Source organism: Nonomuraea glycinis (genome assembly GCF_014646515.1).
Lineage (GTDB): Bacteria > Actinomycetota > Actinomycetes > Streptosporangiales > Streptosporangiaceae > Nonomuraea > Nonomuraea glycinis.
Genome location: NZ_BMNK01000009.1, coordinates 183790 through 201647, shown reverse-complemented (window position 1 = coordinate 201647; position 17858 = coordinate 183790). Strand labels below are relative to the sequence as shown.

22 protein-coding genes are annotated in these 17858 nt (G+C 69.8%); 12 read left to right on the top strand and 10 right to left on the bottom strand.

What is annotated here, in order from left to right; all coding sequences use genetic code 11:
• Positions 1–49: 49 nt before the first annotated feature.
• Positions 50–1105, bottom strand: coding sequence for a citrate synthase 2 (locus IEY87_RS25470; protein ID WP_225277681.1), 1056 nt, complete (start codon positions 1103–1105; stop codon positions 50–52).
• On the opposite strand from IEY87_RS25470, the gene IEY87_RS45970 reads away from it, so the two are divergent.
• From IEY87_RS45970 to IEY87_RS25445, 6 genes are all read left to right on the top strand, one after another.
• Positions 986–1297, top strand: coding sequence for a hypothetical protein (locus IEY87_RS45970; protein WP_225277688.1), 312 nt, complete (start codon positions 986–988; stop codon positions 1295–1297). The genes IEY87_RS25470 and IEY87_RS45970 overlap by 120 nt on opposite strands.
• 35 nt (positions 1298–1332) lie before the next feature.
• A complete protein-coding gene (gene pdxH / locus IEY87_RS25465) occupies positions 1333–1986 on the top strand; it encodes a pyridoxamine 5'-phosphate oxidase (protein WP_189141288.1) in 654 nt (217 codons plus the stop codon).
• A gap of 10 nt (positions 1987–1996) precedes the next feature.
• Positions 1997–3232 carry an MFS transporter gene (locus IEY87_RS25460; protein ID WP_189141287.1) on the top strand — a complete coding sequence of 412 codons (1236 nt, stop codon included), beginning with the start codon at positions 1997–1999 and terminating at the stop codon, positions 3230–3232.
• Positions 3233–3396: 164 nt separating this feature from the next.
• Positions 3397–4101 carry an iron-dependent transcriptional repressor DtxR gene (locus IEY87_RS25455; protein WP_189141286.1) on the top strand — a complete coding sequence of 235 codons (705 nt, stop codon included), beginning with the start codon at positions 3397–3399 and terminating at the stop codon, positions 4099–4101.
• 123 nt (positions 4102–4224) lie between these two features.
• Positions 4225–6444, top strand: a complete 2220-nt coding sequence (locus tag IEY87_RS25450; protein WP_189141285.1) for an ATP-binding SpoIIE family protein phosphatase — start codon at positions 4225–4227, stop codon at positions 6442–6444.
• 17 nt (positions 6445–6461) lie between these two features.
• Positions 6462–7238 carry an alpha/beta fold hydrolase gene (locus IEY87_RS25445; protein WP_189141284.1) on the top strand — a complete coding sequence of 259 codons (777 nt, stop codon included), beginning with the start codon at positions 6462–6464 and terminating at the stop codon, positions 7236–7238.
• 78 nt (positions 7239–7316) lie between these two features.
• Here the strand turns inward: IEY87_RS25445 and IEY87_RS25440 are convergent, their stop codons facing one another.
• From IEY87_RS25440 to IEY87_RS25430, 3 genes are read right to left on the bottom strand one after another with little or no spacing between them, the layout of a single operon-like run.
• Complete coding sequence (locus IEY87_RS25440) at positions 7317–7688, bottom strand: MarR family winged helix-turn-helix transcriptional regulator (RefSeq protein ID WP_189141283.1); 372 nt, start codon at positions 7686–7688, stop codon at positions 7317–7319.
• 24 nt (positions 7689–7712) lie between these two features.
• The gene (locus IEY87_RS25435) at positions 7713–7874 is read right to left on the bottom strand and encodes a hypothetical protein (protein ID WP_189141282.1); all 162 of its coding nucleotides are present in this window, start codon (positions 7872–7874) and stop codon (positions 7713–7715) included.
• A gap of 42 nt (positions 7875–7916) precedes the next feature.
• Positions 7917–9062, bottom strand: coding sequence for an acyl-CoA dehydrogenase family protein (locus IEY87_RS25430; RefSeq protein ID WP_189141281.1), 1146 nt, complete (start codon positions 9060–9062; stop codon positions 7917–7919).
• 169 nt (positions 9063–9231) lie between these two features.
• On the opposite strand from IEY87_RS25430, the gene IEY87_RS25425 reads away from it, so the two are divergent.
• On the top strand, positions 9232–10587 hold the full coding sequence (locus IEY87_RS25425; RefSeq protein ID WP_189141280.1) for a hypothetical protein: 1356 nt from the start codon (positions 9232–9234) through the stop codon (positions 10585–10587).
• Entirely contained in the window at positions 10584–11369 is a 786-nt protein-coding gene (locus IEY87_RS25420; RefSeq protein WP_189141279.1) for a class F sortase, read from the top strand. The genes IEY87_RS25425 and IEY87_RS25420 overlap by 4 nt, the downstream gene beginning before the upstream one ends.
• Before the next feature lie 311 nt (positions 11370–11680).
• On the opposite strand, the gene IEY87_RS45965 is transcribed toward IEY87_RS25420, so the two are convergent.
• Entirely contained in the window at positions 11681–12007 is a 327-nt protein-coding gene (locus IEY87_RS45965) for a hypothetical protein (protein ID WP_229699385.1), read from the bottom strand.
• On the opposite strand from IEY87_RS45965, the gene IEY87_RS25415 reads away from it, so the two are divergent.
• The 4 genes from IEY87_RS25415 to IEY87_RS25400 all read left to right on the top strand — a co-directional run bounded on the left by IEY87_RS25415 (position 11997) and on the right by IEY87_RS25400 (position 15504).
• The gene (locus IEY87_RS25415; RefSeq protein WP_229699384.1) at positions 11997–12839 is read left to right on the top strand and encodes a hypothetical protein; all 843 of its coding nucleotides are present in this window, start codon (positions 11997–11999) and stop codon (positions 12837–12839) included. The genes IEY87_RS45965 and IEY87_RS25415 overlap by 11 nt on opposite strands.
• Before the next feature lie 5 nt (positions 12840–12844).
• Positions 12845–13606, top strand: a complete 762-nt coding sequence (locus tag IEY87_RS25410; RefSeq protein WP_189141277.1) for a class F sortase — start codon at positions 12845–12847, stop codon at positions 13604–13606.
• Positions 13607–13619: 13 nt separating this feature from the next.
• On the top strand, positions 13620–14291 hold the full coding sequence (locus IEY87_RS25405) for a hypothetical protein (RefSeq protein ID WP_189141276.1): 672 nt from the start codon (positions 13620–13622) through the stop codon (positions 14289–14291).
• A 67-nt stretch (positions 14292–14358) separates the two neighbouring features.
• Positions 14359–15504 (top strand): acetyl-CoA C-acetyltransferase, encoded by a 1146-nt coding sequence (locus IEY87_RS25400; protein ID WP_189141275.1) that lies wholly within the window; start codon positions 14359–14361, stop codon positions 15502–15504.
• Positions 15505–15544: 40 nt separating this feature from the next.
• Here IEY87_RS25400 and IEY87_RS25395 read toward each other — a convergent pair whose 3' ends face one another.
• From IEY87_RS25395 to IEY87_RS25375, 5 genes are read right to left on the bottom strand one after another with little or no spacing between them, the layout of a single operon-like run.
• On the bottom strand, positions 15545–15802 hold the full coding sequence (locus tag IEY87_RS25395) for a hypothetical protein (RefSeq protein ID WP_189141274.1): 258 nt from the start codon (positions 15800–15802) through the stop codon (positions 15545–15547).
• Complete coding sequence (locus tag IEY87_RS25390) at positions 15803–16657, bottom strand: hypothetical protein (protein WP_189141273.1); 855 nt, start codon at positions 16655–16657, stop codon at positions 15803–15805.
• Positions 16648–16953, bottom strand: a complete 306-nt coding sequence (locus IEY87_RS25385; RefSeq protein ID WP_189141272.1) for a hypothetical protein — start codon at positions 16951–16953, stop codon at positions 16648–16650. The genes IEY87_RS25390 and IEY87_RS25385 overlap by 10 nt, the downstream gene beginning before the upstream one ends.
• Before the next feature lie 59 nt (positions 16954–17012).
• The gene (locus tag IEY87_RS25380; protein ID WP_189141271.1) at positions 17013–17408 is read right to left on the bottom strand and encodes a YbaB/EbfC family nucleoid-associated protein; all 396 of its coding nucleotides are present in this window, start codon (positions 17406–17408) and stop codon (positions 17013–17015) included.
• Positions 17408–17812, bottom strand: a complete 405-nt coding sequence (locus IEY87_RS25375) for a YbaB/EbfC family nucleoid-associated protein (protein ID WP_189141270.1) — start codon at positions 17810–17812, stop codon at positions 17408–17410. Before IEY87_RS25375 ends, IEY87_RS25380 begins: the two co-directional genes overlap by 1 nt.
• Between the last annotated feature and the right edge of the window lie 46 nt (positions 17813–17858).

Here is a 17858-nt window from a genome sequence, read left to right as displayed (position 1 = left end):
ACGGCCCGCCGGAGGCCGGCGGGCCGTTCGGGTGAAGCCTCAGATGGTGTCAGATGGTGCCGACGACCTCAGAAGCGCCGGGCACGTCGCTGAGCGCACGCGACGTCGGGCCGATGTAGTTGGCGCTGGGACGCACCAGCCTGCCCGTGAGCTTCTGCTCAAGGATGTGCGCGGCCCAACCGGCCGTGCGGGCGCAGGTGAACATCGACGTGAACATGTGCGCGGGCACCTCGGCGAAGTCCAGGACCACCGCGGCCCAGTACTCGACGTTGGTGGCCAGCACCCGGTCGGGCTTGCGGGCGTGCAACTCCTCGAGCGCCGCCTGCTCCAGCGCCGCCGCGACCTCGTACCGCGGCGCGTCGAGCTCCTTGGCGGTGCGGCGGAGCACCCGGGCCCGCGGGTCTTCGGCGCGGTAGACGCGGTGACCGAAGCCCATGAGCCGGACGCCCTTGTCGAGCTCGCTCTGCACGTACTTCTTGGCGTCGCCCAGCTTCTCGACACCTTCGATCATGCCCAGCACGCGGGCAGGGGCCCCGCCGTGCAGCGGCCCCGACATCGCGCCGACCGCGCCGGAGAGCGCGGCGGCCACGTCGGCGCCGGTGGAGGCGATCACACGGGCGGTGAACGTGGACGCGTTCATGCCGTGCTCGGCCGCCGAGGTCCAGTAAGCGTCGATGGCCTTGACATGCTTGGGGTCGGGCTCACCGCGCCAGCGGACCATGAAGCGTTCGACGATGGTCTTGGCCTCGTCGACGCGGCTCTGGGGCACCATCGGCAGGCCGAGGCCCCGCGCCGACTGCGCCACGAAGGACAGGGCCATCACGGAGGCGCGTGCGAGCTGGTCGCGGGCCTCCTCGTCACTGATGTCGAGCAACGGCTTGAAGCCATAGGCCGGAGCCAGCATGGCGAGCGCGCTCTGTACGTCAACGCGGATGTCACCGGAATGGACAGGGATGGGGTAAGGCTCCGCCGGGGGTAGACCCGGTTGGAACTTGTTGTCGACCAGCAGGCCCCAAACGTGCCCGAAGGGGACACGGCCGACCAGCTCCTCGATGTCAACGCCCCGGTATCGAAGGGCGCCCCCTTCTTTGTCCGGTTCCGCGATCTCGGTCTCGAAAGCTACAACGCCCTCGAGGCCGGGTTTGAAGTCGGACATTCTCGGCCGCCTCCCTTTCTTGCCATGTTCCGGCAATGCCTTGATGTCGAGATACCGGCGGGTCAATTTAACCCCCTCCCTGCCAGTGGTCGCCCTCCGGACCCGCCGAAAGGCCATAACCGCTGGTGGGGGGTGGTGTGAGGGTTCTGCCCCCGGGCGCGCGAGAATACCGTCTTGTGGATGCCACCTCGCGCCCGCCCTCGCTGGCGGGGCTCCGCCGCACCTATGAGGGCGAACCGCTGCTCGAAGCCGCCGTCGCGGCCGATCCGATCGCGCAGTTCACCGTGTGGTTCGGGGAGGCGCTCGCCGCCGGCCTGCCCGAGCCCAACGCCATGGTGCTGGCGACCGCCTCCAAGGCCGGCCGCCCCAGCGCCAGGACCGTCCTGTTGAAGGGCTACGACGAACGCGGCTTCGTCTTCTACACCAACTACGAGTCCCGCAAGGGCCGCGACCTGGCGGAGAACCCGCGGGCCTCGCTGCTGTTCCCGTGGCATCCGATGCGCCGCCAGGTGCGCGTGGAGGGCTCGGTGTCGCGGCTGCCGCACGAGGAGTCGGCCGCCTACTTCGCCTCCCGGCCGTACGGCTCCCGCATCGGGGCCTGGGCCTCACGCCAGTCCGCGGTCGTGCGGTCCAGGGAGGAGCTGGACGCCCGCTACGAGGAGTTGGCGGAGCGCTGGCCGGAGGATCCGCCGGTGCCGGACTTCTGGGGCGGCTTCCTGGTGGCGCCGGTGGAGATGGAGTTCTGGCAGGGGCAGCTCGACCGGATGCACGACAGGCTTCGCTACCGGCGCACCGGGCCCGCGTGGGCCGTGGAGAGACTTGCCCCTTAATGTCCTTCAAATGGCTTTCGGGGACTTTGTTAAACGGCATCTGGTAGACACCCGGCCACTGTCCGTGCCCGCCTACCGGCGGCTGTGGGCGGGCCAGGCCGTCTCGCACCTCGGCCTGGCGGTCACCTTCGTCGCGGTCAGCCAGCAGGTCTACGAGCTGACCGGCTCGTCGTTCTGGGTCGGCATGCTCGGTCTGGCCAACCTCATCCCGCTGGTGGTGTTCGGGCTGTGGGGTGGCGCGGTCGCCGACGCCGTGGATCGGCGCAAACTGCTCGTGGCCGGGTCGCTGGTGGCCTGGGCGAGCACCGTGCTCATCCTGCTCCAGGCGCTGCTCGGGGCGCCCAACGTGTACGCGCTGCTCGGCACGGTCGCGCTGGGCGCCGCCGGATTCGCCGTCAGCTCCTCCACCAGGGGCGCGATTATCCCGAGGCTGCTGCCCCCCGAGCTGGTCCCCTCGGCCAACGCGCTCAACTCGCTCGTCTACAGCCTGGGCGCGATCGGCGGGCCGATGCTCGGCGGCGTCGTGCTCGTCCACGGCGGCTTCGCCGCGGCCTACGCGGTGGACGCCGTGCTCTTCTCCGCCGGCCTCTACGCGGCCCTGCGACTGCCCGCGCTGGCGCCGCTGGGGGCGGTCTCCAGGCCGGGCTGGCGGTCCGTGGCCGAAGGGCTGAGGTTCATCCTCACCACCCCCGTGCTGGTGATGTCCTTCGTCGTGGACATCATCGCGATGGTCTTCGCGCTGCCCAGAGCGCTCTTCCCGGAGCTGATCGACCTGCGCTTCGGCGGGTCGCTGTACGCGCTGAGCTGGCTGGTCGCCTCGATGGCCGTCGGCGCGGTGGTCGGCGGGCTGTTCTCCGGCTGGGTCACCCGGGTCAAGCGGCAAGGGCTGGCGCTGACGTTCGTGATCGCCGTGTGGGGGCTGGCGGTCGCCGCGGCCGGGCTCTCCCAGCAGTTGTGGCTGGTGCTGCTGTTCATGGCCGTCGGCGGCGCGGCGGACGTGGTCTCCTCGGTGTGGCGGCAGTCCATCCTGCAGCTGTACGCGCCCGACGAGATGCGCGGGCGGATGCAGGGCGTCTTCATGGTCGTGGTCGCGGGCGGCCCCCGGCTGGGCGACGTACGGGCCGGGGCCACCGCCTCGATGTTCGGGCTGACGACCGCCTGGGTGGGCGGCGGCCTGGCGTGTGCCGTCGTGGTCCTGATCGTCGGCCTGTCAGTGGCCGCTTTCAGGACGTACCGGGCACGCTGAAGGCCGGATGGGGGCGGTCGGGAAGGAACCCGGCCGCACGGTTGTTGCCATCTTTTGCCAATGCCGGTCGTTCTCCCCATAGGCTTTGGCACCTGACTTTCTGTGCCCGCGGCGGACGGGCTCAGTCTCTGCCCTGACCGCGTAGCATTCAGTTGGGAGGAGCCTTGACCGCACACGGCCTGATCGACACTACGGAGATGTATCTCCGTACGATTTACGAGCTCGAGGAGGAGGGCATTGTCCCCCTCCGCGCGCGCATCGCCGAGCGCCTGCAGCAGAGCGGCCCCACCGTGAGCCAGACCGTCGCCCGCATGGAGCGGGACGGACTCGTTCGCGTGGAGGGTGACCGCCACCTGTCCATGACCGACCTGGGGCGCACCCTGGCCACCCGCGTCATGCGGAAACACCGGCTCGCCGAATGCCTGCTGATCGATGTGATCGGGCTTCCGTGGGAGGAGGTGCACATCGAGGCGTGCCGCTGGGAGCACGTGATGTCGGAGTCCGTTGAGACGCGCCTGGTCAAGCTGCTCAACAACCCCACCGCCTGCCCGCACGGCAACCCCATCCCGGGCCTCGCCGAGCTCGGCGCCACCGAGCCCGTCGAGCACGCCGGGAGCGCGCTGGTCGCCATGACAGAGCTCGCCGGAGCGCACGCCGTTCCCGTAGTGGTCCGGCGAATTAGCGAACAAGTGCAAAGCGATCCCGCTCAGATGCTTAAACTCAAGCAAGTTGGGATACAACCCGGACGCGAGGTGACGCTCGCGACGAGCGACGACGGTGTGCGGGTGACAGGTGACGGTGACGCGAACGACTCTCTCGCGGAGATTCCGCGTGACGTTGCCGCGCACGTTTTCGTCACCAGGCGCTGACGCGCGCGCGGCTGATTGGTTGCATCCCATCCGGGAGACTCCCCACTCCCCCCCGGCCAAGACTGTTGCAGGAGCGCCCGTGGTTCGCTTTTCGCGCACGCCTCCCCGAGGAGTGGTTCCTGGATGAAGCGTTGGGGGGATCTGTCCCAGGACGGGACCGACCAGCTCGCTGCCGCGTCAGTCCTCGACCACGCCGACATGGCCGTGGTCGTGACGGACCGCTTCAGCAATCTCCTTTACTGGAACCCGTTCGCCGAGAAGCTGTTCGGCAGGCCGGGCAAGTCCGCGCGCGACGCGTCGGTCCTGTCCCTCGGGATCATGGAGAAGGACCACCCGCAGGCGATCGAGCTGGCCAAGCACGTGCTCAAGGGCGGCGTGTGGGAGGGCACGGTCGACGTCAAGCGCCCCGACGGCACGATCGTCTACGTCCGGGCCCAGGCCGTCCCGCTGCGCCACCCGTCCGGCTCGGTGACCGGGATCGTCATCAGCGCCCGGGAGGCGCTGCGCAGCAACGAGCGCGAGAAGGACCGCTTCGGCCTGCTGGAGCGCATCGGCGAGCGGCTCGCGGGCTCTCTCTACGTCGAGGAGACCCTCAAGCGGGTCGCCGAGATGCTGGTGCCGCAGTTCGCCGACCACTGCTTCATCGAGCTGATGGAGGGCGACCGGCTGGTCCGCCGGATCTCCCAGCACGTGCAGAGCTGGGAGCCGCCGCCCGGCACCTGGAAGCCGGTGGGCGCGGAGATCCGCTATCCCGTCGGCCACTACGCCGAGGCGGCGATGCGCCGCCAGGAGACCATCCTCGTCGACGACTTCGCCAGCAACAACTTCCCCGCCCCGTCCGAGGGCAGCGCGCGGCTGTGCGGCGAGGTCGGCATGAACTCCGCGATCGTCGCCCCGCTCAGCGTGCGCGGCGAGACGCTGGGGCTGATGTACCTCGGGCTGTCCAACCTCACCGAGCGCCGCAGCCCGCACTACGACGCCTTCGACCGTGACTTCGTGGGGGCCATCGCCACCCGGGTCGCGCTCGCGATCGACAACGCGCTGCTGTTCGAGGAGGAGCGGCACACCGCGGAGTCGTTCCAGAAGCATCTGCTGCCCAGGGCGCTGCCACAGCTCGACGGCCTGCAGATCGCGGTCCGCTACTACCCCGCCGCGCCGCTCGTCTCGCACGGCCAGGGTATCCAGACCCAGGTCGGCGGCGACTGGTACGACGTGATCCCGCTCTCGGCCGGCCGGGTCGGCATCGTGATCGGCGACGTGGAGGGCCGGGGCGCCAAGGCGGCGGCCATCATGGGCCAGCTCAGAGCCGCGCTGCGCGCCTTCGCCCAGGACGACAAGTCGCCCGCCGACATCCTGGCCAGGCTGGATGAGTGGACGCGCATCATCGCCACGCCGGAGCGGGACGACAGCGGCACCGACGTGAGCGTCCCCCCCATCGTGACCTGCCAATATCTCGTCTACGACGCCTGGTCGCGGCAGCTGTCCTTCGCCAACGCCGGGCACGCGCCGCCGCTGCTGCTGACCGACGGCCAGTGCGTGGAGCTCGACATAGAGGAGGTCGGGCAGCCGCTGGGCGTGCGCGCCAAGGGCCTGCACGCCGACCTCGTCTACAAGGAGGAGACCCGCACCCTGCCGCCCGGCGCCGCGCTGCTCCTCTACACCGACGGCCTGGTCGACCGCCGCCCCAACCGCCACGGCCGGATGCCCACCGACGCCGAGACGCTCGGGGTGCTCTGCGAGAAGCTCTCCAAGATGACCGACGCCGAGGTCGAGCGCATCGCCGACGTGGCGACGGTCGCGGTGCCCGGCGAGATCGACGACGACATGGCGATCCTGGTCGTCCGCTCCAGCGATCATGAGCTGGACGTGGAGGAGCGCACCTTCCCGGCGCAGCCCATCATGGTGGGCGAGGCGCGCCGGATGGCCTCGGAGGCCTTCGCCGACTGGAATGTGCCTGAGGAGCGCGCGGAGCTGGCCTGCCTGCTGGTCTCCGAAGTGGTCACCAACGTGGTGCTGCACGCCTCCACGGCGAGCATCCCGCGCCGGGAGCTGGTGGTCGAGGGGCCGCCGCTGCCGTTCGAGGAGTCCTGGGACGTGCCGGGCTTCGAGGACGAGGTGGCCGGCGACAAGGAGTTCACGCTGCGGTTGCGCCGGGGCGGGGAGTCGGTCTGGGTCGAGGTGTTCGACCAGGACCTGCGGCTGCCCCGGATCCGCAGCGCGGGCGAGAACGACGAGGGCGGCCGTGGCCTCTACCTCGTCGACCAGTTGGCCAAGCGGTGGGGCTCACGCCCGACCAGGGAAGGTAAAGCCGTCTGGTTCGAGATTCCCACCCGTAGCCGCTGAGTGATTCACTCGGGGCCATGGAGCTGGCCTTCGAACGCCGCGGCGCCGGCGAGCCGCTGATCCTCATCCACGGCATCGGCCATCACTGGCAGAGCTGGCTGCCGGTGCTGGACCGGCTGGCGGCCGCGCGGACGGTGATCGCCGTCGACCTGCCCGGCTTCGGCCGCTCGCCGGCGCTGCCCGACGGTGTCCCGTACACCGCCGAGTCGCTCGCGGACGCGGTGGAGGGGTTCTGCGGGCTGCTCGGCGTACGCGATCCGCACGTGGCGGGCAACTCGCTGGGCGGCTACCTCGCCCTGGAGCTGGCCTCGCGCGGCACGGTCCGGACGGCCACCGCGCTGTCGCCGGCGGGTTTTTGGTCGCGTGCCGAGTTGCTCTACTGCCAGGGGGTGCTGCGCGCGATGTGGGCCTCGGCCCGGTCGATCCCGCCGGAGCGGGCGGCGATGCTGGCCGAGAGCCCGGCGGGCCGTGCCCTGGCGGCCGGGGTGGTGGTCGCGCACCCGGCGAGGCTGACGCCGAGCGCGCTGATCGCCGCCACCCGGGCGCTGGCGGAGTCCACCGGGTTCGAGCCGACGCTGGCGTCGTTCGCCAACGTGCTGCCGCCCGCGCCGCCGAAGTCGCCGATCACGATCGCCTGGGGTGAGCACGACCGGCTGCTGCCGCGCCGCCAGGCGGTGCGTGCCGCCAGGTGGTCGGGGCAGCGGGTCAGGCTGCTCAAGGGGTGTGGGCACGTGCCGATGAGCGACGATCCCGGCCTGGTCGCCAGGGTCCTGCTGGAGGGCAGCGGCGGTTAGGCGGTCTCCGGGTCGGTGGCCAGGGCGCTGGAGGGCAGCGGCACGGGTCGGCGCCAGGGTGCTGGAGGGCAGCGGCGGTCAGGCGGTTTCCAGGTTGGTGGCCATTCGCCGTAGGACGGCGACCGTCGCCTGATACTCCTTCGCGGTCACGCCGTCGACCGCGCGCCGCCTGAAGTGGCCCACCCGCTCGGCGATCCGGGCCTGGGCGCGCTTGCCCTCGTCGGTGAGGTGGTCGCCCTCGGCCCAGCCCTTGGCGGCCAGCGCCTCGACGGCGTCGCCGACGCCGGGGAACGGCGCCAGCATGTCCTGCGGGTCCTCGCCGGGCGTCGCCAGCACGTTGAGCGCCTGCCATTCGCGCCGGCTCACGCCGTGCTCCGCCAGCGTCCTGGTCATGGACTCCTCAAGGAGCATGTCGAGGCGCTTGAGCCAATATCCGATCGGCTTGTTCATGAACGTACATTAGCGACGGTTGCGTCAGCGCATGGTCTGGCCCCAGAGCAGCAGCATGACGATGATGAACACGATCATCACGCCCACGTAGCCGACAGGGCCGAGCCGGATCGCCCGGCGCACGCGGTTGAGGCACCAGGCGAACAGCAGTGCCAGAAAGACCAGGAGGATCAGGCCGCCGTCCATGCTGACCAGTATGCGCCGCCGGACGGCCGGGCGCGCGGTGGTTCAGAAGCCGAAGGACCGGCCGATGATCTCCTTCATGATCTCGGTCGTGCCGCCGTAGATGGTCTGCACCCGGCTGTCGAGCCAGGCCTTGGCGACCGGATACTCCATCATGTAGCCGTAGCCGCCGTGGAGCTGGAGGCAGCGGTCGATGACCTTGTTCTGCAGCTCGGTGGTCCACCACTTGGCCTTGGCCGCGTCCACCGCGGAGAGCTCCCCGGCGTTCAGCGCCAGGATGCACTTGTCGACGTAGTGGCGGGCGATCTCCGTCTCGGTGGCGAGCTCCGCCAGGACGAACCGGGTGTTCTGGAAGGAGCCGAGGTTGCGGCCGAAGGCCTGACGGCTCTTGCAGTAGTCGATCGTCTGCTCCAGCACGGTCTCGGCCGCGGCCACCGCCGCCACCGCGATCGACATCCGCTCCTGGGGCAGGTTGCGCATCAGGTGGACGAAGCCCTCGCCGTCGTTCGGGCCGAGCCGGTTGGCGACGGGCACCCGTACGTTCTCGAAGAACAGCTCGGCCGTGTCCTGCGCCTTCATGCCGACCTTGTCCAGGTTGCGGCCGTGGCCGTACCCGTCCATCCCGCGCTCGACCACCAGCAGCGTGGTCCCCCTCGCTCCGGCCGCCGGGTCGGTCTTGACGACCACCACCACGAGGTCGGCGTTGATGCCGTTGGTGATGAACGTCTTCTGCCCGTTGACGAGGTAGTGGTCGCCCTCGCGGACCGCCGTGGTCCTGATCCCCTGCAGGTCGCTGCCCGCGCCCGGCTCGGTCATCGCGATCGCGGTGATCAGCTCGCCGCTGGCGAAGCCGGGCAGCCACCGGCGCTTCTGCTCCTCGGTGGTCAGGTCCACCAGGTAGGGCGCCACGACGTCGTTGTGTAGGGAGAAGCCCAGGCCGGACGCGCCGTGCCGCATGATCTCCTCAAGGATCACGGCGTTGTAGCGGAAGTCCGTGATGCCCGCACCGCCGTACTCCTCGGGCACCGAGAAGCCGAACATGCCGAGCTCGCCGGCCTTCTTCCAGACCTCGCGAGGGACGATGCCGTCCTTCTCCCACCGCTCGTGATGGGGCACGACCTCGCGGGTCATGAACTCCCGCACGGTGTCGCGGTAGAGCAGGTGCTCCTCGTCGAACAGGTCTCGCCGCATGTCGCCTCCAAGCAGGGGTCGTGCTTGCAGAATACTATTCTGTTACTCGTACGTATTAGCCCGGTTTCCGGTGCGGACACGGGTTCATCACAAGTGATGGTAGATGTACTTGTCGTACGCCTACCGACCCTAAGATCTACCTTCGGTTTACTGTTGGATCGGAGTTGCCGTGAGTCGGTGGCGCAAGGCGTGGATCGCCGCAACGTTCGGCTTGGCGGCGTCGGCCTCGTTCGTCGCGATGCCCGCCGAGGCGGACACGTTCAGCCTGGTCGTGGACTACAGCTGCACGGGCGGGATCGCCGGGAACGCCACGATCAATCTCAAGGCCCGGGTGCAGATTCCGACCACGGTGCAGCAGGGCGGCATGCTCAAGCTGGGCTGGTCGATCGAGCACGTGGGCACGCCCCGGTTCAAGTCCCCGGACTACTTCGCCGAGGGCGCCCGGGTCTCCCTGATCGGCAACGTCAAGCTCGACGGCGCGTGGAACGGCACCCTTGAGGCGCACGGCAGCGAGGAGCAGGGCGCGCTCAAGCCCAACCTGCCGTTGACGCCCCCCGAGGGCCTGTCGTCCGAGGCGCACATGACCCAGAGCGGCGTCATCAAGCTCACCCCGCTGGCGATGAGCGTGGACTTCGTCCCGCCGGCCGGCGAGGTCGTGGTCAACAACGACGACCCGCGGGTGATCTACCGCCACAACTGGGTTCTCCAGCCTGGCACCCCTGTCGAGTACGGCGACTTGCTACGGGACGTGCACACCAGCAGCGTCCGCAAGGATGAGGCGATCATCCGGTTCCGGGGAACCGGGTTCGAGTACATCGGCCGCGAGATGCCGGGCGCGGGCCGGGCCAGAGTGATCATCGACGATGATAAGTCGGCAGAGGTTGACCTGGCCAACGACCCCAACGGTAACCCCACCGCCTCGATCAAGGGCAACGTCTCCCTCTGGGAGCGCATGGACCTCCCGTACGGGCAGCACACGCTTCGGGTCAGAAACATCGACGAAAGCGGCAAGCCGATCTACCTCGACGCCTTCAAGCTGCACACGCGTGAGTTGATCGACCCGCCGACAGAGCACCGATCCACCTGTACGATCACCAACAACCCGGGCACGGTCGAGATCACCGTGGGCGGGGGGACTCCGGACCCCACGGATGACCCCGATCCCTCGGAGGATCCGGACCCAGATCCCGATCCCGATCCGGACCCAGATCCCGACCCGGACGACCCGAACCCGGCCACCACGCCCCCGCAGCACAACACCTTCCCCACGGGGAACCACGTGACCGTGGTGGTGCCTGGCAGCACCACGTCCGCCACCCCCACGGCCTCGGCGAGCCCCACCGCCACCAAGGCGCAGGTCGTCAAGACCCCCAAGGGCGGCGTGGACACCGGGCAGGCGCCCGAGCCGGGGGCGGGCTCGTACGGGCTGATCGCGGGCGGAACCCTGATGCTCGCAGGAAGCGTCACCGGAGGGTTGCTGCTACGGCGGCGGCGCGCGGAACACGCCGGAGGGACGAACCGATGACCGAACAGAAGCCGCTGCTGACCAGGGCCACGCCGGCGCTGCTGATCGCCGGCTCGCTGGGTGGGGTGGGCGCCATCATGGTGGGGCTGCTCTCGCTCGCCCCGGCGGTGGACGACGGCTCGGTGCGGGCCCCCGTGGTGGCGCAGGAGCAGCCGAGCACCCTGGAGTTCCAGAACGCGGGCGCGTTCGAGCTGCCGCCGAGCGTCGGACCCGGCGGCAAGAACGTGCCGCTCACCCCGGCCCGCCTCGACGCGCCCCCGCCGCTGGCCGCCGCCCCCGTCGTGGCGCCGATCCCGCCGGTCAAGACCCAGGCCGCCAAGGTCAAGGCCAAGCCGTTGCGCATCCGGATCCCCAAGATCAAGGTGAACGCCCCGGTCGGCGCCGTGACGGTGTCCAAGACCGGCGTTCTGGGCACGCCGCCGCTGAGCAAGCCCAACCTCACCGGGTGGTACCGGCACAGCCCGCTCCCCGGCGAGCTCGGCCCCTCGGTGATCAACGGCCACGTCAACACCAGGAAGGGCGCGGCCGTCTTCAAGCGCCTCAGCGAGCTGGCCAAGGGCGACAAGATCTACGTGTACCGCTCGGACGGCAAGGTCACCCGCTTCACGGTGAGCGGCATCGAGCAGGTGGGCAAGAAGACGTTCCCGACGGCCCGGGTCTACGGCAACACGGCCAACTCCCAGCTCAGGCTCATCACCTGCGGCGGCATCTACAACAAGTCGGCGCACAGCTACACGGACAACATCATCGTGTACGCGACCCTGTCGAAGAAGAAGGGCTGACAGGGTGGTTTTGGACTTTTACAGGAGTTTGACAGGATTAGTTCGTAAGATCTCAACCTAACCGTGACTCATGGCTGGAAGCGTGAGTACGCCCTGCTGCGAACGTTGCTGAAACGGAGAAGGACAGTGCTGACGTCCAAGGTGAGGCACCGCCTCGCCCTCAAGACATCTGCCGTCGGGATGGCGAGCACATTAGTCCTCCTCGCTGGATCAGCCTTCGCGTTATCGGCCCCGGCGTCGGCGGCCGTAGCGGCGGACAAGACGATGGAAGTCACCTACACGTGCACCGGCGGCGCGGCGTTGACCGCAGGTCAGGTGAAGGCGACGGTTTCGGTCCAAGATTCGGTGGAGCCCGGTAAGAGGGCGACCGTGACGTGGAAGTTCTCCGCCCTCAAGGCTGCGAAGCAACTGACCACAGGACAGACGACATCGTCCGCCGGCGGCGATCTCACAGTGTCGGGTGGCGGCACGCCGACCCCGCTGAAGGGGACCGGCACTGGCAGTGTCACGACAGCGGTCGCACAGGGAGGCGAATTCACGCCCCCCAACATGACGGCCGTGCTCACAGCACCTTCAGCCGCCGGCACGGTGACTTTGACGCCGGTGACCACCGCGACAGCGGCGCCCTTGACGATCAAAGTGGGGGAGGACACCGCTAATTGCACCTACGTCTCCGTGGCTCCTACCACCGGCATTTCGGTCGACGTCAAGGTAGGCGGCGGCACCGGCAGCGGGACCGACATCGTTGACTACGAGTGCACGGGGCCCGGCGCTACCGGCGAGACACAGAACGTGCAGATCAAGGTCGAGCTGACCATGCCGACCAGTGCCAGGGCCAACCAGCAGTTCGAGATCGGCTGGAAGGGCACGTATGTCACCGGTCAGGAGTTGCAGGCACCTACCACCGGGACCCTGACCCCGAAGATCTTCGCCTACACCACGATGACCGGTATCACCGGCCTGACCTCCGCGACGGGCGAGGGCACCCTCGGCACCATCACCGCAGGTCAGACCATCCCGTTGCCGACCACGGCCGTGAGTCTCAAATCAACGGCGACCTCGACGGGCACGGCGACCGTCAAGCCGGGCAAGCTCAACTTCGGAGCGAACACGGCGACCGGCAACCAGCCGATGATCGAGTGCGCGGTCCAGAACGACACCGAGCTCAAGACGTACCCGCTGGTCGTAGGAACGGCCACGTCGACCCCTACCTCCAGCAACACGCCCACGGGCACTCCCACCGGCACGCCCACCCCCACCAAGACCAAGACCGAGTTCGTCACCGAGACGCCCACGTCGGAGAAGACGACGGAGCGGTCGTCCGAGACGCCCAGGAAGGGTGCCGACACCGGGGCCGGTGGGGACGCCGGGCCTGATGGGCGGATGTTCCTGCTGGCCGGGTCGGTGCTGATCATGGGCGCCGGTGCCGGGGGACTGCTGCTGCGTCGCCGTAGCATCTCCAAGGGCTGAGCGCGGTGGCCAACCACTACCCGTACGGCGGCCCGCCCGTCCAGCCGCCGCCGCAGGATCAGGGCGGCAGGGTGCTGCGGATGGCCCTGCTGCTGGCCGCGATCGCCGGAGTGGTGACCGTGGTGGCCGGGATGCTGATCGTGCTGGGCTCGCCCGAGGAGTACGGCCTGGCCAGCGACCGGGAGGCGCTGCCGCTGTCGGCGCAGCCGAAGCAGGCCACGGGGCCGCCGGAGCCGGCGATGTTCCAGGCGGCGCCGGACGTGCCGCCGCCGCTGCCGGAGATCGTGCCGGCGCCGGCGATGCTGCCGTCGACGCCGGTGCGGATCTCGGTGAAGCGGCTGGGGATCAACGCGCCGATCAAGTCCGTCGGGCTGGCCAGGAACGGGACGATCCAGGTGCCGCCGGCGAACAACCACAACTTGGTGGGCTGGTACCGGAACATGTCCACGCCGGGCGAGGCCGGCCCCGCCGTGCTGCTGGGCCATAAGGACACCCGGACGCGCAGTGCCGTCTTCAGCCGCTTGCCGGAGATGCGCAACGGCGACACCATCGAGGTGAAGCGGCAGGACGGCATCACGGCGGTGTTCACCGTGGGCGGCATCGAGCAGGCGGACAAGACGACGTTCCCGACCGAGCGCGTCTACGGTCCCCGGACCAACGCCCAGCTCCACCTGATCACCTGCGGTGGCGTCTACAACCGCAGGACCGGGCACTACACGGACAACGTCATCGTCTACGCGACGATGACGAGCTCGTATCGAAGCTGATCGCGGAGGCGTCATGGGCTGGTTGGCGAAGCGGAGACTGCGTACTGGCCCGACGGCGGCACTGCCCGCCAAGCCGGACCGCGCGGAGTTGCTGCGGGTGGTACGGCTGGCCGATCCGGACGCCCGCGAGGACGGTGGCGACATCGTGGCGGCGGACGTCAGGGTGTACGCCCCGGTCGAGGCGGAGCCGGAGCTGGTCGGCGGCGAGCTGGAGAAGCTGTGGGCGTGCCGGGTGGCGGCGGAGGGCCCGCTGCCGTTCGACTACTTCGACCGCTATCTGGCCGAAGGGCTGGCGTTCCGGCTGGGCGGGCTGGCGGTGTGCCGGGGCGAGGTGACCGATCCGTCCGACGACGGGCACGGGGGAGGGCCCGCGGTGGTCCTGCCGGCCCGGCCGGCCGCCGAGGAGCTGCTGGAGCTGCTGGAGGGTGAGGTCGAGCAGGAGGAGGAGTTCGTCTTCAACGCCGGTGGCATCCGGGTGCTGGTGGTGCCGGAGAAGGGGCAGCCGCCCGCCGCGAAGGAGCTGCTGCCGTTCGCGAGCGAGCTGACCGCGATCGAGCTGCGCGGCGATGACCAGGCGAAGCTGGGCGCGCTCGCGCTGTCGCTGGCGGAGTCGCTGAACGGCCTGGCGGTGGACCGGTGGCGGTTCCGGGTCGACAGCGCGGAGGATCTGCTGCCGCCGACGTGAGCAGAGCAACGTTCTGTTATACCCTGCTGGGTAAGGACCGAATATTGCTCGGTTTACAGGAGGCACTGTGGCAGAGGCGTACATCGTCGGGGCGGTCCGTAGCCCCGTCGGCAGGAAGAAGGGCGGCCTGTCCACCGTCCATCCCACGGACCTGGCCGCGCACTCGCTGAAGGCGCTGATCGACCGTACCGGCGTCGACCCTTCGGCGGTCGAGGACGTCATCATGGGATGCGTCATGCAATTCGGCCCCCAGAGCATGGACATCGCGCGCAATGCCTGGCTGTCGGCCGGGCTGCCGGAGACCACCGCCGGGGTCACCATCGACCGCCAGTGCGGCTCCTCCCAGCAGTCGATCCACTTCGCCGCGCAGGGCGTGCTGTCCGGCACGCAGGACCTGGTCGTGGCGGCCGGGGTGGAGTCGATGAGCATCGTGCCCATGGGCTCGTCGATCACCGCCGCGCTGGAGAAGGGCATGCCGTTCCCGTTCGGCGAGAAATGGGTCGAGCGCTACGGCATGCAGGAGATCTCGCAGTTCCGCGGCGCGGAGCTGATGTGCGAGAAGTGGGGGCTCAAGCGGGACGAACTGGAGCGCTTCGCCTTCGAGTCGCACCAGCGGGCGGCCAAGGCCATCGCGAACGGCCACTTCAAGGACCAGATCGCGCCCATCAACGGCGTCGAGCACGACGAGGGACCGCGCCCCGACTCCACGCTGGAGAAGCTGGCCTCGCTGAAGACCCTCAAGGAGGGCGGCCAGATCACCGCCGCCACCTCCTCGCAGATCTCCGACGGCTCCGGCGCCCTCCTGATCGCCTCCGAGCAGGCGGTCAAGGACCACGGGCTCACCCCGCGCGCCCGCATCCACCAGCTCGCGCTCCTGGGCGACGACCCGGTCTACATGCTCACCGCGCCCATCCCCGCGACCCAGAAGGCGCTGAAGAAGGCCGGGCTGTCGATCGACGACATCGACGTGACGGAGATCAACGAGGCGTTCGCGCCGGTGCCGCTGGCCTGGATGAAGGAGCTCGGCGCCGACCCCGCCCGGGTGAACCCCAACGGCGGCGCCATCGCCCTGGGCCACCCGCTGGGCGGCACGGGCGCGATCCTGATGACCAAGCTGCTGCACGAGCTGGAGCGCACCGGCGGCAGGTACGGCCTGCAGACGATGTGCGAGGGCGGCGGCCAGGCGAACGTCACCATCATCGAGCGGCTCTGACCCCGGCGATGCCCCGGCCGGAGCCGGGGCATCGCTCACCTCACAGGTGGGTGCCGTAGCCGTTGCCGGCGGGCGGCTCCTCCTGCTGGACCTGGTCGTAGTAGACGGTCACGAACGGCCAGGGATCGCCGTCGTCGTCGCTGTCGGTGTGCAGGACCAGATCGCGGATCTCAATCCGCCCCAGCTCCTCCAGCGTGCTGGCGAGCCTGCGCAGGAGCATGGGCACATCTCCCTGCTCCTCGCCGCGCGGATTGTTCAGCGAGAAGTGCCGCGTCGTGAATTCGAGCCGGTCAGCCATCTATTTCTTCCGTCCTCGCTTCTGCGCGTTCCTGTCTCCGGCGAACTTCTCCGCCTTCTTCTCCTTCTGCGCTGCCCTGTTGAACACGCTGCGGTCGTAAGGCTGCCCCGCGTCCTTGGCGTCCACCGCCGCCTGCTCCTCGGCGCTGAGGTTGGCCTCGCTCTCGGTACGCCCGCGTCCGCCGCCACGGCCGCCCCTACTCTGCATGATCCCGGGGGACCGGTCGAAGGAGTCACGCAGACCGGACACGGGTATCCGCCCCGGACCCCCCGCGCCCGCCAGGGCAGTGCCACCGCCGCCACCGGGAGGCCGTAACTTGTCCAGAATGTCATGCAGAGGGCGGGTGATGCGCTTGGTGACCGCGGGCGCCAGCACCCTGCCGCTGCCCTCCGCGGCTTCCCGGAAGACCTTCACCCCCGCGCGCCGGGTGGCGAGCAGCGAGGCGGTCGCCGACAGCCCGGCGAAGGGCCCGCCGCTCAGCAGGGCCATGGCCAGCCGTACGGTGCCGATCGCCGCGATGGTGCCCACGGCGACCTTGGTGCCCGTCACCACCGTGGCCAGCCCGTCCAGCGCCACCGGCGCCACCCGCATGGCGGTGGCGGCCTGCGCCAGGTGGCCGGAGTCGGTGCCGGTCTCCCGCCAGTAGCTCGCGAGCTGGGTGGCCGAATCGCCGGTGTAGCCGGACAGCGCGGCCTGGACGCCGGTGGTCGCCCCGGTGCTCGCCCGTGCCGTCCCGGCTTCCACGATCCGGGCCGCCTCCCCGTCGAGATCGATCTCGTCCTCGTTGATGTTGGGGAACCAGAGTCCGGCCGCCTCCAGGGTCGTGTCCAGCTCCGGCGGCAGCATCATGGCCATGGGTCGGTCTCCGGCAGCCGGCTGGCGTGCTCCGCCGCCTCGACGTTGGCGGGGACCACGGTCAGGCCGTCTCCGACACCGGTGACCGCGCCGCCCAGGGCGGGCACGGCCGCCACCATGCTGTCGCGGGCCTCGCCCCAGGCCATCTCGATGGCGGCGAAGAGTCCGTCGTCGCCCCACTTTCCGCTGCGGTCCCGCAGGCGTGCGATCGCGGCGTCGTACTCCGCTCCGTGCCCGCGCATCCGCGAGGCATGTTGTCGCAGCGTCTCCTTGCCCATCTCAAACCCCGTAGTCATCTTCCTGACGATAGCGGGTCAGTTGTGACCAAAGAGAGTCATGTGAGTAAGAGGGATGGTCAATCGAGAAGGCGGCCCAGTCGCTCGCGAAGCTCGGCCGGGTCGAGGGGCGTTCCCGGCAGCGCCTCCGCCAGCGACTCTCTGACCAGGGAGTCCACCTGCCGAAGAGCGTCCTGCTGGGCGCGCCGTACGGTCAGGACGATCTCGTCGGCGAGCGCCTCGCTGCCCTCGCGGACCGCGCGCGGCTCGATGGCCACCTTCAGCACCCGGCCGTCGGCGGCCACGGCCGCGTGCACGTGGCCGCCGTCGCCGCGGCCCGTGCCGACGATCTCCGCCAGCAGCTCGTCCTGCCCGGCGAGCTCGGTGAGCAGCGCCTCGACCCGCTCGGCCTGTTCCTCGGCTCGCTCGACGTCCTGCGGGCGGATGTCGCGGGGATTCAGCTCGAACCCGGACATCACAGCTCCGCCGAGTAGAGGTCGCGGGCGGCGGCGTCCACCCGGCCGCGCACGAAGGTCTCGTCCAGCGGCTCGGGCAGTGCTCCCACGCCGCCCACGGCCTCGTCCACGATCTCGGCGGTGCGCCGGGCGGCGTCGTCCTGCGCCGCCTGGATCGCCCGGGTGACCTCGGCGCCGAGCGTCGCCACGTCGAGGCGCAGCGCGCGTGGATCGAGCCGCATCCCGGTGAGCCCGCCGCGCCCGTCGGCCGCTGCCCGGATCATTCCCTGAGCGCCTTCACCCGTGCCTTCGACCTGCCCGATCAGACGCTTGGCCTGGCGGAGCCCGCGCATGGCCGTGCGGGTCTGCTCGATGACCTGCTCCAGGTAGTGGCGATCTTGGCTGGGGTCGGGAGGAGAAGCCACGTCACAGCCCCCTGTCAGTGATGGATGGCGAACTCATGGCCGTCAG

Excerpts from the sequence above, each read along its gene's own strand:
- IEY87_RS25460 (WP_189141287.1), top strand. The coding sequence starts at position 1,997 with ATGGCTTTCGGGGACTTTGTTAAACGGCATCTGGTAGACACCCGGCCA.
- IEY87_RS25450 (WP_189141285.1), top strand. The coding sequence starts at position 4,225 with ATGAAGCGTTGGGGGGATCTGTCCCAGGACGGGACCGACCAGCTCGCT.
- IEY87_RS25445 (WP_189141284.1), top strand. The coding sequence starts at position 6,462 with ATGGAGCTGGCCTTCGAACGCCGCGGCGCCGGCGAGCCGCTGATCCTC.
- IEY87_RS25440 (WP_189141283.1), bottom strand. The coding sequence starts at position 7,688 with ATGAACAAGCCGATCGGATATTGGCTCAAGCGCCTCGACATGCTCCTT.
- IEY87_RS25435 (WP_189141282.1), bottom strand. The coding sequence starts at position 7,874 with ATGGACGGCGGCCTGATCCTCCTGGTCTTTCTGGCACTGCTGTTCGCC.
- IEY87_RS25430 (WP_189141281.1), bottom strand. The coding sequence starts at position 9,062 with ATGCGGCGAGACCTGTTCGACGAGGAGCACCTGCTCTACCGCGACACC.
- IEY87_RS25420 (WP_189141279.1), top strand. The coding sequence starts at position 10,584 with ATGACCGAACAGAAGCCGCTGCTGACCAGGGCCACGCCGGCGCTGCTG.
- IEY87_RS25405 (WP_189141276.1), top strand. The coding sequence starts at position 13,620 with ATGGGCTGGTTGGCGAAGCGGAGACTGCGTACTGGCCCGACGGCGGCA.
- IEY87_RS25395 (WP_189141274.1), bottom strand. The coding sequence starts at position 15,802 with ATGGCTGACCGGCTCGAATTCACGACGCGGCACTTCTCGCTGAACAAT.
- IEY87_RS25390 (WP_189141273.1), bottom strand. The coding sequence starts at position 16,657 with ATGGCCATGATGCTGCCGCCGGAGCTGGACACGACCCTGGAGGCGGCC.
- IEY87_RS25385 (WP_189141272.1), bottom strand. The coding sequence starts at position 16,953 with ATGACTACGGGGTTTGAGATGGGCAAGGAGACGCTGCGACAACATGCC.
- IEY87_RS25380 (WP_189141271.1), bottom strand. The coding sequence starts at position 17,408 with ATGTCCGGGTTCGAGCTGAATCCCCGCGACATCCGCCCGCAGGACGTC.